General features: G+C 38.9%; 17 protein-coding genes. 12 read left to right on the plus strand and 5 right to left on the minus strand.

Translation table 11 applies throughout. The annotated features are described in order from the left end of the window. Positions 1-92: 92 nt before the first annotated feature. From HCJ30_RS02115 to HCJ30_RS02125, 3 genes are read left to right on the plus strand one after another with little or no spacing between them, the layout of a single operon-like run. The gene (locus HCJ30_RS02115; RefSeq protein ID WP_185390784.1) at positions 93-821 is read left to right on the plus strand and encodes a DUF2238 domain-containing protein; all 729 of its coding nucleotides are present in this window, start codon (positions 93-95) and stop codon (positions 819-821) included. Beyond that, positions 794-934 (plus strand): hypothetical protein, encoded by a 141-nt coding sequence (locus HCJ30_RS02120; RefSeq protein WP_185390785.1) that lies wholly within the window; start codon positions 794-796, stop codon positions 932-934. Before HCJ30_RS02115 ends, HCJ30_RS02120 begins: the two co-directional genes overlap by 28 nt. 31 nt (positions 935-965) lie before the next feature. Next, entirely contained in the window at positions 966-1,616 is a 651-nt protein-coding gene (locus HCJ30_RS02125) for a transaldolase family protein (RefSeq protein WP_185390786.1), read from the plus strand. A 43-nt stretch (positions 1,617-1,659) separates the two neighbouring features. Here HCJ30_RS02125 and ltaP read toward each other — a convergent pair whose 3' ends face one another. Then, on the minus strand, positions 1,660-3,480 hold the full coding sequence (gene ltaP, locus HCJ30_RS02130; protein WP_185391567.1) for a lipoteichoic acid primase LtaP: 1,821 nt from the start codon (positions 3,478-3,480) through the stop codon (positions 1,660-1,662). Between the two features lie 234 nt (positions 3,481-3,714). Here ltaP and bcaP point away from each other — a divergent pair, with 234 nt between their 5' ends. Continuing rightward, positions 3,715-5,106, plus strand: coding sequence for a branched-chain amino acid transporter BcaP (gene bcaP / locus HCJ30_RS02135; RefSeq protein ID WP_185390787.1), 1,392 nt, complete (start codon positions 3,715-3,717; stop codon positions 5,104-5,106). Positions 5,107-5,195: 89 nt separating this feature from the next. Beyond that, positions 5,196-6,035 carry a VOC family protein gene (locus HCJ30_RS02140; RefSeq protein WP_185390788.1) on the plus strand — a complete coding sequence of 280 codons (840 nt, stop codon included), beginning with the start codon at positions 5,196-5,198 and terminating at the stop codon, positions 6,033-6,035. An 83-nt stretch (positions 6,036-6,118) separates the two neighbouring features. Here the strand turns inward: HCJ30_RS02140 and HCJ30_RS02145 are convergent, their stop codons facing one another. Then, the gene (locus tag HCJ30_RS02145; protein WP_185390789.1) at positions 6,119-6,403 is read right to left on the minus strand and encodes a hypothetical protein; all 285 of its coding nucleotides are present in this window, start codon (positions 6,401-6,403) and stop codon (positions 6,119-6,121) included. Between the two features lie 97 nt (positions 6,404-6,500). Between HCJ30_RS02145 and HCJ30_RS02150 the strand changes: the two genes are divergently transcribed. Genes HCJ30_RS02150 through HCJ30_RS02165 form a run of 4 tightly spaced genes read left to right on the plus strand, consistent with a single transcriptional unit; the run spans position 6,501 to position 11,540 of the window. Beyond that, positions 6,501-7,451, plus strand: a complete 951-nt coding sequence (locus tag HCJ30_RS02150; protein WP_185390790.1) for a magnesium transporter CorA family protein — start codon at positions 6,501-6,503, stop codon at positions 7,449-7,451. A 23-nt stretch (positions 7,452-7,474) separates the two neighbouring features. Next, positions 7,475-8,116 carry a GntR family transcriptional regulator gene (locus tag HCJ30_RS02155; RefSeq protein WP_185390791.1) on the plus strand — a complete coding sequence of 214 codons (642 nt, stop codon included), beginning with the start codon at positions 7,475-7,477 and terminating at the stop codon, positions 8,114-8,116. Positions 8,117-8,157: 41 nt separating this feature from the next. Further along, on the plus strand, positions 8,158-10,848 hold the full coding sequence (locus HCJ30_RS02160; protein ID WP_185390792.1) for a YhgE/Pip domain-containing protein: 2,691 nt from the start codon (positions 8,158-8,160) through the stop codon (positions 10,846-10,848). A 44-nt stretch (positions 10,849-10,892) separates the two neighbouring features. Next, positions 10,893-11,540, plus strand: coding sequence for a GntR family transcriptional regulator (locus HCJ30_RS02165; RefSeq protein WP_185390793.1), 648 nt, complete (start codon positions 10,893-10,895; stop codon positions 11,538-11,540). Between the two features lie 14 nt (positions 11,541-11,554). On the opposite strand, the gene HCJ30_RS02170 is transcribed toward HCJ30_RS02165, so the two are convergent. Then, positions 11,555-12,091 (minus strand): GNAT family N-acetyltransferase, encoded by a 537-nt coding sequence (locus HCJ30_RS02170; RefSeq protein WP_185390794.1) that lies wholly within the window; start codon positions 12,089-12,091, stop codon positions 11,555-11,557. Next, positions 12,072-13,049, minus strand: coding sequence for a DUF975 family protein (locus tag HCJ30_RS02175; protein ID WP_185391568.1), 978 nt, complete (start codon positions 13,047-13,049; stop codon positions 12,072-12,074). The genes HCJ30_RS02170 and HCJ30_RS02175 overlap by 20 nt, the downstream gene beginning before the upstream one ends. A 188-nt stretch (positions 13,050-13,237) precedes the next feature. Here HCJ30_RS02175 and HCJ30_RS02180 point away from each other — a divergent pair, with 188 nt between their 5' ends. Beyond that, on the plus strand, positions 13,238-13,447 hold the full coding sequence (locus HCJ30_RS02180; protein WP_185390795.1) for an Lmo0654 family protein: 210 nt from the start codon (positions 13,238-13,240) through the stop codon (positions 13,445-13,447). Between the two features lie 67 nt (positions 13,448-13,514). After that, the gene (locus HCJ30_RS02185) at positions 13,515-14,222 is read left to right on the plus strand and encodes a metallophosphoesterase family protein (RefSeq protein WP_185390796.1); all 708 of its coding nucleotides are present in this window, start codon (positions 13,515-13,517) and stop codon (positions 14,220-14,222) included. A gap of 45 nt (positions 14,223-14,267) precedes the next feature. Here the strand turns inward: HCJ30_RS02185 and HCJ30_RS02190 are convergent, their stop codons facing one another. Next, a complete protein-coding gene (locus HCJ30_RS02190; protein ID WP_008947079.1) occupies positions 14,268-14,831 on the minus strand; it encodes a DUF420 domain-containing protein in 564 nt (187 codons plus the stop codon). Between the two features lie 119 nt (positions 14,832-14,950). Here HCJ30_RS02190 and HCJ30_RS02195 point away from each other — a divergent pair, with 119 nt between their 5' ends. Further along, on the plus strand, positions 14,951-15,367 hold the full coding sequence (locus HCJ30_RS02195) for a hypothetical protein (RefSeq protein WP_185390797.1): 417 nt from the start codon (positions 14,951-14,953) through the stop codon (positions 15,365-15,367). Positions 15,368-15,369 lie beyond the last annotated feature (2 nt).

A 15,369-nucleotide genomic window follows, 5' to 3' on the forward strand; every position in this document is an offset into this window, starting at 1 on the left:
ATTTGACTGCTCGTCTATTCCTAGTCTAAGATAGATGAGCAGTTTCTTTTTGCGGAAAAAGGGGTATTGCATGATAGATTGGAGATGAGTGCATGAAGAAAATCAACTGGACACAATGGATAGCACTATTTGTTTTTGCGTCAATGGGGATTTCCGTGGTCTTTACTATTTACGAAATTTTCACCGCACCAATAAAGCAGCCGGCAACCGGGCCGCATGTGACATTACGAGGGGATTATATATTTTTACTTTTTGAAATTTTGTTAGGAATTTTTATTTTGCTGTTACCTTCAATTATTGCACGTCGCTTTAAATTTGAAATACCGGGCCTTGTGTACATTTTGTTTATTGTTTTTCTGTACGGCTCGATTTACCTTGGTACTGTTCAAAAATTCTACTCAACCGTGCCACATTGGGACAAAATTTTACATACGTTTAGTGGGGCGATGCTTGGGGCAATTGGTTTTTCGTTCGTCAGCTTGCTTAATGCCAACGATAAAGTAGTGATGAAACTGAAACCGGGCTTTATAGCTGTTTTTGCGTTTTGTTTCGCGGTAACAATGGGGGCTTTCTGGGAAGTGTATGAATATACGTTTGACGGGATTCTAAACCTCAATATGCAGCGTTATAACCTGTCCAATGGCACACCGCTCACTGGCCGTGCCGCACTAGAAGACACGATGACGGATATTATTGTCGATATTATCGGCGCACTATTTATCGTCATTGTTGGCTATTTTGCACTGAAAAAAGGCCGGCCTTGGATGGAACGCTTTGAATTTAAACGGAAAAATTGGAAAAAAGAACCAAAGAAAAAATAATCATAACAGAGCATCTGCGCGAATCGGCGGATGCTTTTTTAGTTGCACAAAAACGCCAACAACTTTGGGTCTCTGAAACGATTGACTGGTTCTTCAAACTTTTCTACACTTAAAATGAGAAGAAAACTTTGAAGGAGTGAGGAAATGTTTTTAGATACGGGGAATTTAGAGGAAATAAAGAAAGCGCTTCAATTTCCGTTTTTTGAAGGTGTAACTACTAATCCGACCATTTTATTAAAAGAAAATCAGCCGAGAAAAACGCATATCGCCAACATTCCCGCAAAATTAGTATTTGTTCAAGCGGCTGGGCTAACGGAAGCTGAAATCTGGGAAGACATAGCGCGAATTCAAGCAATTGAGCCGGCAGAAGGTACTGCGATTGGTTTGAAAATTCCGGCCCATGAAGCTGGCGTCCAAGTGATCGCTAAAGTGCGCGCTAAGTTTCCAGATGCAATCATTCTTGCAACTGCGATTTTCTCATCTGAACAAGGCTACATTGCCGCACTTTCCGGGGCTGATTATTTAGCGCCGTATTACAATCGCATGGAAGTAAGTGGGTTAGATGCAGCGAAAACAATCGCAGAACTGCGCTACGTGTTAGATTTGCAAGGTCTTGAAGACGTGAAAATCATGGGAGCGAGTTTTAAAAATAGTCGCCAAATCATGCAGGCTCTAGCAAGTGGGGCGGATACAGTGACAATTAGCTACGACTTATTCTTACAAATGATGAACAAGCCACTGGCACTTGAAAGCATTGAAAAATTTAACGAACATCATGCCGCTTTACCAAAATGAGTAAAAAAGGAAGTATCCAGCAAATCCGGATACTTCCTTTTGTTTATTTATCTTCGTCTCGTAATGGTAAATTGTTTACGTAGCTATCGGAATACTGCAAGAGTTTTCGGCTAGCGTCAAAGCGTTTCTTGACTTCACTCGAAAGTTCTTTATTCGTACCATCGTAGTTTGTTGCTTCGCCAGTTTCGAAACTTTCGTCTGGTTGGTACATATACGAATTAGTGAAATAGCTTCCTTCTGGCATTGTATAGCGTTCGGGAACGTAATTGTTGGATGAATTGAGGATATCAGTGCCGAACATAATTTGATTGCCAGTATCAATACCGAGTAAATTCATCACAGTTGGCATAATATCAATTTCGCCGCCGACATTGTTGATTTCGCCAGGTTTTTCCATGCCAGGATAGTGCAAGAAGAACGGGATACGGTAATCATCGGCCGGGTCAGCTTTAAGCTCGGTAGAACGATTGACGTATTTTTTTTGTTCCTCAGGTAGTTGATCGGTTTTGATAATGTGGTGATCTCCGTAGAAAACAACGACAGAATCATCCCAAATACCGCTATCTTTCAGTTTTTGGATGAACTCACCAAGTTGTTTGTCTGCATAATGAACCGCTTCGAAATAGTTACCAAGCTCTGTATCTTTTAAATCGTCTGGTAAAGTAATTTCTTGCTTGTCTTCTGGAATATCAAATGGCATATGGCTACTTACGCTAATTAATTGCGCATAGAATTTTTGATTATTCTTATATTGCTCTTCTAAAATCGGGAAGGCTTTATTGTAAAGCACTTCATCACTAGGAGAGAAGCCAATCACGTCTTCATCACCAAAGAATTTACGATCATAAAACTTATCAAATCCAACAGCAGGATAAAATTCATCGCGATTATAAAAACTAGCATCATTTGTATGGAAGGTCGCAGTTTTATAATCATTTTTACCAAGCAAACGTGGCATGGACGGGATTACCCGGTCGCCATATGTTTGAGTGTTGGTGTAATAGCCACTTGGGAAAGTCGACGTATAAACGGACCATTCCGCATCGGCCGTATTGGATTTAGAAACCGTTTGGAAAAATTGGTTGGAATACATTGTTTCGTTTTGTAAACTGTCTAATGTTGGCGTAATCGATTGGCCGTTAATTTTGACGTTCGTTAAATTACGCTGGAATGACTCGAGTTGAACGATGATAAGATTTTTACCTTTAGCGGCACCGAAGTAGTCAGGATTCGACTTGACGGTTACACCTTTAATATCATTGACGTTTTTGGCGGTAATATCCGCGGCTTTAACATGGTCGGCGCCAGTAAGTGCGGTACTAATATTAAACGTGAAAATCCCCATTCGTTTTGCTCGTTTGGAGTCACTTATAATGTTTTGTTGCATCATGAAATACGTAAAACCACTTAAAACAAGCAAAGTACTCACAAAAGATACGCCATAAACGCGGCTAGTTAGTCGGAAGGACGGGAAATCATGTCCTTTTTTAATGTTGAAGTAGAGAATAAATGGTAGTAAAACAATATCTAGGATGTATAACCAGTCAGTTCCGTTTAGTAGGCTAGTGGCACTGTTTTTAACGACGCCAACTTCGCCGATAAGGGAGAAGCTGTGGTACGTCGGAACTTCATTATAAAACCGGGCATAAAGCACACAAACGAGCATTAAAATCCCGATAAATAAAGACATTCCTGCATACCAATAAATATGCGAACGAACCGGTGCAAATAAATGAATCAGTCCAAGAAGTAATACGATAAACAGCAGGTCCATCCCAAGTGCCAAGAAGTTAGGATCTTTAAAAATCTGGAAATAGGCAAAAGTGAACTTACCAATAATTAATAGAAAATAAAATAAAATCAACTGAATTCCTCTTTCTAGCATGCTTTGTGAGAAATACGCACAAATCCATTCCTTCTAATTTTAGCTCAATCGTGCGAACAGTGCAAATCATGAAAGATGATTCTGATATATTTGGGTAATAGGTTCTAGTTTAGGAAAGATTAATTAGTTTTTGTGTTTTTTTTCACAACTCTATTGACCTTTAAAGTGTAAAAGTATACTATTTTAGAAGACAATAAAAAGGTAGGAGACAAAATGAATTCATTATTTAGAAGAAAACCAATTGAAGATTTAATGCAAAATAAAAGTGGAAGTACACATTTAAAACAAACTTTGGGCCCGTTTGATTTGACGCTGCTTGGCGTTGGGGCAATAGTTGGGACAGGGATTTTTATTTTACCTGGGACAGTGGCTGCGAATAATGCTGGGCCGGCGATTATCTTTTCGTTTGTGATTGCGGCGATAGTTTGTGCGATTGCAGCAATGTGTTATTCCGAGTTCGCGTCTAGTGTTCCCGTTGCCGGGAGTGCCTATACGTATGGTTATGTCGTATTTGGGGAGTTAATTGGCTGGTTACTTGGTTGGGCGCTTATTTTGGAGTACGGCCTTGCTGTGGCTTCTGTTGCGAGCGGTTGGTCTTCTTATTTGAATGCGCTGCTTTCTGGGTTCCATGTTTCGATTCCAAAAGCGATATCTGGGCCTTTTAATCCAGAAGTAGGTACATTTATTAATTTACCGGCGATTATTATTGTGCTTGTCATTGCCTTTTTATTAACGCTTGGAATAAAAGAGTCAACGCGCGTGAATACAATTATGGTTGCTCTTAAAGTGGGTGTTATTTTACTTTTCTTAGTGGTTGGCGTGTTTTATGTTAAACCGGATAATTGGCAACCGTTTATGCCGTTTGGAATGAGTGGTGTGATGAACGGGGCGGCGTTAGTCTTTTTCGCTTATTTAGGTTTTGATGCGGTATCGTCAGCGGCGGAGGAAGTGAAAAATCCACAGCGAACAATGCCGATTGGAATTATCGGTTCGCTACTAATTTGTACGGTATTATATGTTGCGGTTTCCGCTGTTTTAACTGGAATGGTACCTTACACAGATTTAAACGTAACCGATCCAGTAGCCTATGCTTTACAAGTAATTAATCAAGATTGGGTCGCTGGAATTGTGTCACTTGGCGCGGTTGTTGGGATGATTACGGTTATTTTAGTGATGAGTTACGGCGCGACACGACTAATTTTCGCCATGGGTCGTGATGGTTTATTGCCAAAAGTACTCGCTGAAATTAACCCGAAATACAAAACACCTGTTAAAAACACTTGGATTTTTGCGGTGATAGTCGCGATTATTAGTGGGCTTGTTCCATTAAATAAATTAGCAGAATTAGTCAATATTGGGACACTTTTAGCATTCATGATGGTGTCAATTGGTATTATTTTCTTACGTAAAAATAAAAATATTCAAGCTCGAGGTTTTAAAGTACCATTTTATCCAGTATTACCAATCGTGTCGTTTCTATTATGTGCGTTTTTAATTAGCCGTTTATCCGTTCATACGTGGATTCTTTGCGGGATTTGGTTTGTTATCGGCTTAATTGTGTATTTTGCATATGGTAGAAATCACAGTGAATTACTTAAAAAATAATTAACTTACTTTTTGTAAGTCGTTTTATTGGAATTCGAACGCTCCTTGTGTTGTAATGAATGTATTACAATAAAAGGAGCGTTTTTAACATGGGAGCAATTAGTGAAAAATTACGACTTGGCGAAGTGGTATTAAATGTTGGTCATTTAAAAGAGATGGCGGGATTTTATCAAGAAGTTATTGGTTTGACGTTATTAGAGGAAAATGAGCGAATGGCGAGACTTGGCGTGAGTGGTTCTGATGAGGCGTTACTTGTGCTTAAAAAAATTGATCATGCCGTGGTTCCGGAAGTACCCCGTATTGGCTTGTTTCATACGGCGTTTCTTCTGCCAACGCGGGAAAGTTTGGCGGATGTACTTACACACTTGGCTAAGTCAGGTTATCCGATTGATGGTGCTGGCGATCATGCTTATAGTGAGGCACTTTATTTACATGATATTGAAGGAAATGGTATTGAAATTTATGCCGACCGTCCCAAAAATGAATGGATGCGCGATGGTGAGGGTAACTTGCCAATGGTAACCGAACAAGTGGATGTGGATGGGTTGCTACAAATGGCGACAGGGAAACCTTTTACTGGGATGCCAAGTGGAACGATTATCGGTCATGTGCATTTGCAAGTGGCTGATGCAGATAAGGCGGAAGAATTCTACAAAGAAGCACTAGGAATGAATTTGACTACCGCTATTCCATCCGCAAGATTTTTTGCAGCTGGCGATTATCATCATCATATTGGCTCTAATGTGTGGGCGGGACGCAATTTGGAAAATCGTCACGAAAATGAAGTAGGACTTGCTTGGTTTACGATTATAACGCCTGACAAAGAAGTGATAACGTCTAACTTAGAACAACAAGGATATGAAGTGAAACGATTTGAAAATACCATTTCAGTGACTGATTCGAACGGTATTAAGATTCATTTTAAATAAAAAAAGAACTGTTTAAGCGAAAAATGAGCTTAAACAGTTTTTTGATGCGATAATAAGGGAAAGGTAGATTAGACTAATTATTTTTAATGTTTACGTTGAAAGGATTTCTTGAAAAACCAATTGCTTGATTGAAAAATGGTTTGGAAGATTAAAACGATACCAATTCCAAGTGTTAAATAAGAAAGCGCTAAGGCTGCATTGTCTGGGAATGAATTTTGTACAGCGAGAAAGGTAATAAAGAAGCCGCTATTGGCACAAAATGCTATCCAGAACCAAGATATACCACTAAGTTTGCTTACTACAAAAGAAAAGCCAGAGACAGTTGCTGCTAAAACAATTCCTGTAACTATCATAGACGTAAATTCCATTTTCATCGCTCCTTTGTCATAAATGAATTATTATTAATAATAATGTAACATAAATGAAATATTTTGTAAAGAAAATACAAAGAAGGGGGATATACAGATGATTGAATTTTTTAAAACGACCAATGAAAAAATGGAGCAACTTTCTACTTTGGAAGACGGTTGTTGGGTAAAAGTGACTGCTCCAACTGATGAAGAAATTGAAATATTAAGCAAAGAAATGGATGTGCCAAAACCATATATTTTAGATGCACTGGACTCTGAGGAGCGTTCTCGAATTGAGTTGAAGCGGGCTGAGCAAGATGTGAGACATTCGCTAGTCATTGTGGATTACCCATACGAATCAAAAGATGAGCTAGGCTATGCGATGTATGAAACGCTTCCGATTGGGATTGTTCTGACTAGAAAACATCTTGTAACGATAACGTTGCGCGACTTACCGATCCTAGAAGATGTGCAATCTATGAAGTTAGAAGAATACGATACAACCAATCATAAGCAATTTTTGTTAAAATTATTGTATGCTGTATCTTATTATTACCTCAAATACTTAAATCAAATCATTAAACAGACAAATAATTTAGAAATCCAGATTAAACAGTCGATGAAAAACGAGCAACTGTATGCTTTTATGGCGGTTCAGAAAAGTTTAGTGTTTTTTGCAACAGCGCTTCAATCCAATAAAGCCATTCTTGATAAAATGGAAGATGTGGAACATTTTATGCAGCAAGAAGATAATCATGATTTGCTCAGAGATGTTATTATTGAAAATAAGCAAGCAATTGCGATGACGGATACATATACGCAAATAATTAGCGGCATGTCGGATGTATTTTCTTCGGTTATTTCGAACAATTTGAATATCGTGATGAAATTTTTAACATCATTTACGATTATTTTGTCATTACCAACGATTGTGGCGAGTATTTATGGGATGAATATTAAGTTGCCATTTATGCATAATGAGCACGCATTTGCGTTAATTCTTTTATTTACGCTATTAATTACGACGGGAGTAACCGTGATTTTTTGGCGTAGAAAATACTTTTAATATATAGAAAACGAGGGATGAGCATGGAAAAACAAACATACGAAAAATTAGCATATTATACAATCAAAGAAAAAATTCTCAGTGGAAAGCTTCATGTTGGACAACATATTTCAGAAGCTGGTATTGCAAAAGAATTATCGATTAGTCGCACGCCAGTCAGAAAAGCAATTGCGGTTTTAGTATCCGAAGAGTTGATCGAATACGAACTAAACCGGGGGGCAATTGTGATCGAAAGCAGTATGAGCGCTGGTCGTTTTATCGAATTACTAGAAATGGCAGAAATTTTAGTCGCTCAAACCATCGAAAAATGTAAAAATAAAAATTTAACTTATAAACCAGAACAAGGAAATGAACTTTTAAAAGAAATGCGAGAAATGCAAAGAGAAGAAGACGTGGATGCGTATTTATCTTTGCTTAGTAAATGGCTGTTGCAATTTGTTGCGCAGTTGGCCAATAGTTACGCCGAAGATATTGTTCGGAAAATGAAGCGGGATTTCTTTAATAAAGCGCAAAAAGATATTAAAATAATTCCAGTCCTTTTGGAAAACGAAACGATGGACGCGCTAGAACAATTATCTTATTATATGGTTGAAAAGAAATATGAGTTAGCAAAAGAGGTAATGCAAAAATTAGTCAATTTGTATATTATCCGTACATTTAGATAGTATTTCTAAAATGATTTGCTTGAAAACAGGGGGTGCTTTTAATGCGGAAAGTATACGAAATATTTATTTTAGACTGGCGCCGTCTCTTTAAAGCGCCTTTAGCTTTGTTATTAGTTATTGCACTGATTATTTTGCCATCTTTATACGCATGGTTTAATATTGAAGCACTTTGGGATCCGTATTCGAATACTTCGGGAATCAAAGTGGCAGTTTCGATTGATGATGAAGGCGCGGAAGTAGATGTGCCAGGGAAAAAGCCGCAACAAGTCAATGTCGGGGAAGAGCTCAAGAAAACGCTGGAGAAAAATAAAAAACTGGGCTGGACGTTTGTAAGTGAAGCGGAAGCCAAAAAAGGTGTGAAAAGCGGGAAATATTATGCGTCGATTCACATTCCGAAAGATTTTTCCAAAGATATGGTTTCGGTTGTCAGTGATAACGTCACAAAGCCGACCATCGATTACTCCGTCAATGAAAAAATCAATGCTATCGCGCCAAAAATGACGGAAAGTGGAGCAACTACGATTGTTAATCAAATCAGCTCGGAATTTGTCGGCACGGTGAGTAAGGCCGTTTTGGAAGAGTTTAATAAAGCTGGGATTGATCTTGAAAACGAATTGCCAACAATCCGTCGCTTGAAAACCAAAGTATTCCAAGTGCAAGATGCTTTACCAGAACTCAAAAAAATGGGCGCCGAGGCTGTCAAAATAGAAGCCAAACTACCCGAACTGAAAGCCAAAGCTAACCAAGTTGTCGAGCTAAATGAAAAAATTCCAGAGCTCAATAAAGCGACCGAAAATGTCTTACTTGTAGAGCAACAACTGCCAAAAATCGACCAACTAGGTCAAGATATTCTCGTGCTTCAAAAGAAAATTCCGGAAATCAAACAAATCGCAGAATCGGTAAAAGAAGTGGACGAAAACTTCGGAACGATTAAAAAAACGGTCAATGACGCGGTGAATGAATCTGGGAAAGCGCTCGATGTGATTGATACGGCGATGGCCGCAATACCAACCGTGGAAAAAATTGCTCAAAATGGTAGTGGCTACGTGGATAAAGTATCTGATTTTGCAGATGAAATTAATAAGTCTTTTGATACGTTAGCGCCTGCAATTAAACAAAATTTAACACTAATGAAGCAAATGGCAGACAATATTTATCAGGTCACAGAAGCGATTAAAAACGGTTCGATTAGTGCAGACCAAGCGATTGCGGAATTGAAAAAAATGGAACAAGATATTGATTCCTTGCAGCAAATGATTACGAAACAAACGGCGACTTTGGAAAGTTTAAACGAAACGTTACCAAATAAGCCATTTACCGATTTAATCACGAACTTAAAAACAATTAACGGCCAATTAGGTGTGCAAAAAGAAACGATTACAAAAGTCCGGACAGAACTGGAAAACGGTGCGCAACCTTCCGAGCAACTTTTAAATCAATTGAATGACGAAGCGAAAAATGTCAGCGCGAAATTGGACCAAATTTTAGCCAACTACGATTCGGAAATTGTTCCCGCAATCAAAGTCGGCTTAAACCAAATTCAAGGAGATTTAAAAGACAGCCAAAAACTACTAGAAACCTTGCAAGCCAAAATCCCAGAGATCACGCAGGTGTTAAAAGATTCCAGAGAAACGCTGCAAACCGGCCAAAGCTACTTAAAAGAATTCCAACAACGCCTACCAGAAATCCAAAAAACATTGGACGAGGCGACTAAGGTAATCAACACCAAGCTAGATACCATTATCGCTGGCATTAACGAAGCAGCCAACTTTTACAAAAATGATTATCCGAATGTAAAAGCGAATATTAAAAAAGCTGCTAACTTCATTCGCGATGATTTGCCAGGACTCGAAAAAGAAATTAACCAAGCGTCCAACCTCATCCAAGAAAAAATGCCGGAATTCGAAAAAGCGATTAAAATTGCGGCTGATCTTTCCAGAGAAGAGCTACCCGAATTTGAAAAAGCTATCAATAATGCAGCCAACAAAATTACCGATTTCGATAAAAATTACGATTTGCAAAGCATTATCAAGATGCTCAGAAATGATGCCGACAAAGATAGTTCCTTTATTGCCAATCCAGTTAACTTAAAAGAAACAAGCTACTATCCAATTCCAAATTACGGCTCGGCAAGCTCGCCATTTTATACGGCGCTATGTTTGTGGGTGGGCGCGCTCTTACTGATTTCACTACTGCGCGTTGATGTAGAAGTGCCAGCCGGTATATTTAGCCATTATCATCGCTATTTTGGCCGACTGCTAACTTTCTTATCAATCGGGTTAATGCAGGCGCTCATCGTGACGCTCGGGAATATTTTCTTACTCGGCGTATCCATTGCAGAACCACTGCTCCACGTGCTATTCAGTATGTTTATCAGTGTGATATTTATGACAATTGTTTACACGCTCGTCTCGCTATTTAATAATGTCGGAAAAGGAATCGCGATTATTTTACTTGTTTTGCAAATTTCAGGAGCAGGCGGAAACTTTCCTATTCAAGTTTCGCCACCATTTTTCCAAGCGATTTATCCGTTCTTGCCGTTCACTTATGCGGTTAGTCTAATCCGGGAAAGTGTTGGGGGGCTTTACATGCCGACAGTCTGGATCGATATGAGCGTCCTTACCGGATTTGCGATTCTGTTTATCGCACTAGGAATTTTACTCAAAAAACCACTCGATAAAATTGTGCCAAAACTCTCGGAAAAAGCAAAACGAAGCAAGCTGATCCATTAATAATTTTTCTGTGATATAATTACGAGCGAAGAGGGGGCAGACTTGTGGCAAATAAATTTAAAACATTAGATAAGATGGTTTACAATTTACTTCTTGAAAAAATTAAAAACGGCGAATTAGTGGTGAACCAACATTTAGCGGAAGAAAAACTAGCGACAGAATTCGGTGTGAGCCGTTCACCACTACGAAAAGCAATCGCAACACTCACTGCTCAAGGCATTGTCAGCTATCACGAAAATAGTGGCGCCGTTTTAAATGATGTCCTTATTGATGCGGCTCGCTATGTGCAATTAATGGAAACCATTGATATTTTTGTCGATGCTGCTATCGTCAAGGCTGCTCATTTTGGTTATGAAATGGATGTCGAAAAACTGCATGAGCGCGTGACTGAGATGGAACGCTTTTCGTATTTAACCGATGTGGAAAATTATTTTGAGGCACATCACCGTTTTATTCTTTGTTTAATTAGTTTTGCTGAAAACCCCTACCAAGTTCGCATCGCCAAGCAAATTTTCTTCCAAATGGTTCATTTTTCTGATGGCATTAACATTTTTAAATCTGTCGAAATTAGAGAATGGACTAACAAAAAGAGTAAGCAGATTTATGAGCTACTCGCGGAAGAAAAAACAGAAGCCGCTAGAAAAACGATAAAGTCATTATTTGCGGAACTTACAATTCAAGCTTATAGATAAAAAGAGCTGTCCATTTAGGACAGCTCTTTTTGATATAGATTAAATCCATTTTTCACGCCTGAAAACGCGAAACCATAGCGTAAATACATTTGATTTAACTGTTCATTCGTTTCAATACAATCCAACCGAACAAACGGAATCGACCGTTCTTCCGCTAATTTTTCCGCAAAGTAAATCATTTCCTTGCTCAAAGAAATACCGCTAAACCTACGGGCGACCATAATTCGGTGCAAATAATATGCCTTATCATGCGCCAAGTCGCCCCATAAATCCGTATCCCAATCACTCGGTGTTTTCCGAATAATCATCGCACCCGCAAGTTCACCATCATTCGTTTCAAAAAGTGCAACCTCGCCAAGCTCAATGCGTTGTTCGATGTTATGCACATCAAAGCCATGTAAAATATCGCCCCACTGGGTTGAACCCGATTCTTTTAACCAGCGAGCTGTATCCATCATTAAGTCTGTTATTGCCTGACGATCATTTGGCAAAGCAAAGCGGACTAGAAATTCCAGTCCGCCAGCCGTAATTTTATTTTGGTTCGTTGTCATCTTTTGGAGCCTCTGGATTTTCGGGAGTCTCAGGCGTTTTTGGTGCCTCAGGAGCTTCTGGAGTCTCGGGTGTTTCAGGAGTTTCTGGAACTTCTGGAACTTCGGGTTCTTTTGCTGTGTCAGGTCCAAAGCCTTCCGGGTGGGTATCTTCCACGAATGGATCAGCTTCTGTTGTTCCGAATGGGTCCACTTCTTCGTCGGCAACAATTACTGTTTCTTCTGTAAAAGTGCCTTCGCTCGCTGCAAATAAATCATCGTAGAATACAGCGATAGAAGTGATTAGATAAGGATAAACATAAAGCGAAATACCAAGTCCAATTAACCAAGCAGCTAAAAGTAGCACTAGTCCACCAAAAGCAGCACCAGCAGAAACTGTGGAGATAACTTCAGATAAACCATCATAATAAGATGAAGTGGCAACCCCACTAAATACAATAACAGATCCGACAATCGCAACGCCAATTGGAATTAAATACCAAAGTAGGAATGTAAGTGACAGTCCGAAAAGTCTGCCTTTGTGCCCATTCATCATATGGCGGCTTTCTGTAATAGCATCTAATGGAGAAATATTAGGATTATCTCTCAAAATGAAGAGTGTTTGTGAATAAGAGTAAGTTTTAATAATCCCAGGTACGATTAGTAGTAAGCCCCATAAGAAAGTGAAAATACAAATTAGCAAGTAAGCTACAAATGTACGGCCAAATTCTTTAAAGCCACTAAACATATAAGCAACATCAGGTTGTTCTCCGCGGCTAATTGCCAGGTACACCCAAGAAACACCAGTGTATAATGGTCCTGTTACTAGTATCATAGCAACCTGACCTACGAAAGGAATCCAACCAAGTATTCCTCCGGTTATTGTTAAGATTAACCAAGCGAGTACAAAAATCCCAATGGCAATTCCCCAGTTACCACGTAGCGACTCTTTCGCGGTTCTTTTTACTTGTGAAATAGTCATCATAATGAAAACTCCTTTTTCGTTTATTTTAGTATAATAGCAAAAATACCTACTCCTAAAATAGCACACTTTCCAGCACTAATACAGTAATAAGAGGCGTGATAAAAAAATGCTCAAAAAAGGATTACATTTCTATTTTTAGGGGAAAAGTAATTTTATGTAGTATGATTAATTTGGAGGTGGCGCATATGGCCCATGAGAATTTAAGAGAATTAGAAGATCAATTAATTGAGTTGCGACAAACGTATCAAGAAGTAATCAGCGAAACGAGAGTCTTTGAAGACCCCCAACTCCAAAATGGTCCAATCAATGCAGCGGAAGTTAGATTAAGTGCATTACGTCACGAGATTGCCGAAGTAGAGAAGAAAATCAAAAAAGCAGAGAGCGAAACCGAATAAGAAAAAGGCGTCCATTTGTTGATTTAGCAGAGGGGCGTTTCTTTTACGTAGATTTGGAGGTGTAACGATGAAGCCAATTTTTGCTGTAGGGGATGTTCACGGAGAAATAACGCTTTTAGACGAGTTGCTGGAAAACTGGGATAAAGAGCGCGAACGACTTTTGTTTGTTGGGGATTTGATTGATCGCGGCGAAAACCCAGCAGCAGTACTTAGAAAAGTAAAAGCTTTGGCCGACCAAACAGACGTGATTGTTTTAAAAGGAAATCACGAACAAATGCTACTTGATTTTCTAGAGAATCCTACAGAAAAAATGCACTATTATTTAAGCCAAGGTGGCATGGAAACCATTCAATCTTTAATCGCCGACTCCTTAGATAAAAAAATGACGCCAGAAGGATTAGCGGAGCGGATTAAAAATGAGGCTTCGGAGCTGATTGATTTTATCCGGAATTTGCCACTTTATTATGAAGAAGGTAAATATGTATTTGTGCATGCGGGAGTAGATTTTTCTAAAAAAGATTGGCATGATACCGAGGAACGCGATTTTTTCTGGATTCGCGAACCATTTTTATTTGGGAAGAACAACACTGGGAAAGTCTTTATTTTCGGGCATACACCAGTGCAAAATTTACATAGTAATGGAAGTTCGGGTATTTGGGTTTCGGACGATAAAACGAGGCTCGATATCGATGGTGGCGCGGTTTTTGGCGGAGAACTTCACGGAGTTGTCGTAGAAGAGACGGTCATCACCAAAAGTTTTTCTGTAAAAAAATAAGCATCAAATGGGCTCTTTCAAAGTGCTCATTTGATGCTTTTTTATTTAATAATACGGTGCCATAAATAAGTATACTAGTACGCCGGTTAAGCTGACATATAGCCAAATCGGCATGGTCCAACGAACGATTTTTTTATGTTTCTCAATTTGCATCGTCCAGCCCCATACAAGTGCAAATAGCGCGAGTGGAACGACGATTGCCGCTAAGAAACTATGTGTAATTAAGATGAAAAAGTAGATTGGACGGATAATTCCAACTCCGCCAAATGTGGAAGTTTCTGCTGAAATATAGTGAAACGTTAAGTAAGTTACTAAGAAGAATAACGTTGATGTAAATGCTGCTAAAATAAAGCCACGGTGCATTTTAATGTTTTTCTTTTTTATAATCGCCCAAAGTGCAATAACTAAAAATACAAAGGTAAAACTATTAAAGATGGCGTTCATCCGCGGGAAAATAGTAATGTCGAAATGCACTGCCCCTTGATATCCAATTGGTGAGAAGAATAGTAGCAAAATCACCACAACCGCGACAAATGAAATAATCATTATCGGCCAAAAATAGTTTTTATCTGATGTCGGCTTTGTGAGTTTTTCTTTATTTTGTTCCATGAAAAAAATAGCCCCCTAAATATAAAAATTGCTGTACTTCTTTCATTATACATGACGAACATATCGGATGCGAAAGATTGAACTTTTAAGGTATAATGGTTGGGGAAAGGGTGTTTCGTATGTCGATAATTGCACGAGAATTAACAAAAGCGGAAGAAGCCGAAATTATCCGTTTAAAAGAAGAAGGCGAAGTAATGCTCCAAACGGATGGAACTCCAGAAGAGCGAATTGAGAAAATCGCTGCGTACTTAAAAGATACCTCGCCAGATCCTGATTTGGCAGAAGAACTTGGTTATGTTTTAGGTTCTTTATACGGAGAAGCAGTACGGGAAAAGTATCAGTGGAAATGGCTGTTTGTCTCTGAAAACGATTTAGAAGGTTACGCAATCACGTCGAAAGAGCATGGCTATACGTTTATGGTGCATGACTATTTTATGCAAGTAATCGTTCAAAACAAACCAGATAATAGTAAAATGTTATTTGAGTTAATGGTTGATATGACAGGGAATCGGGATGATTTTCGGATGATTGGGTGAGG

Origin of the sequence: Listeria cossartiae subsp. cossartiae, from assembly GCF_014224155.1 — a bacterium.
Lineage (GTDB): Bacteria > Bacillota > Bacilli > Lactobacillales > Listeriaceae > Listeria > Listeria cossartiae.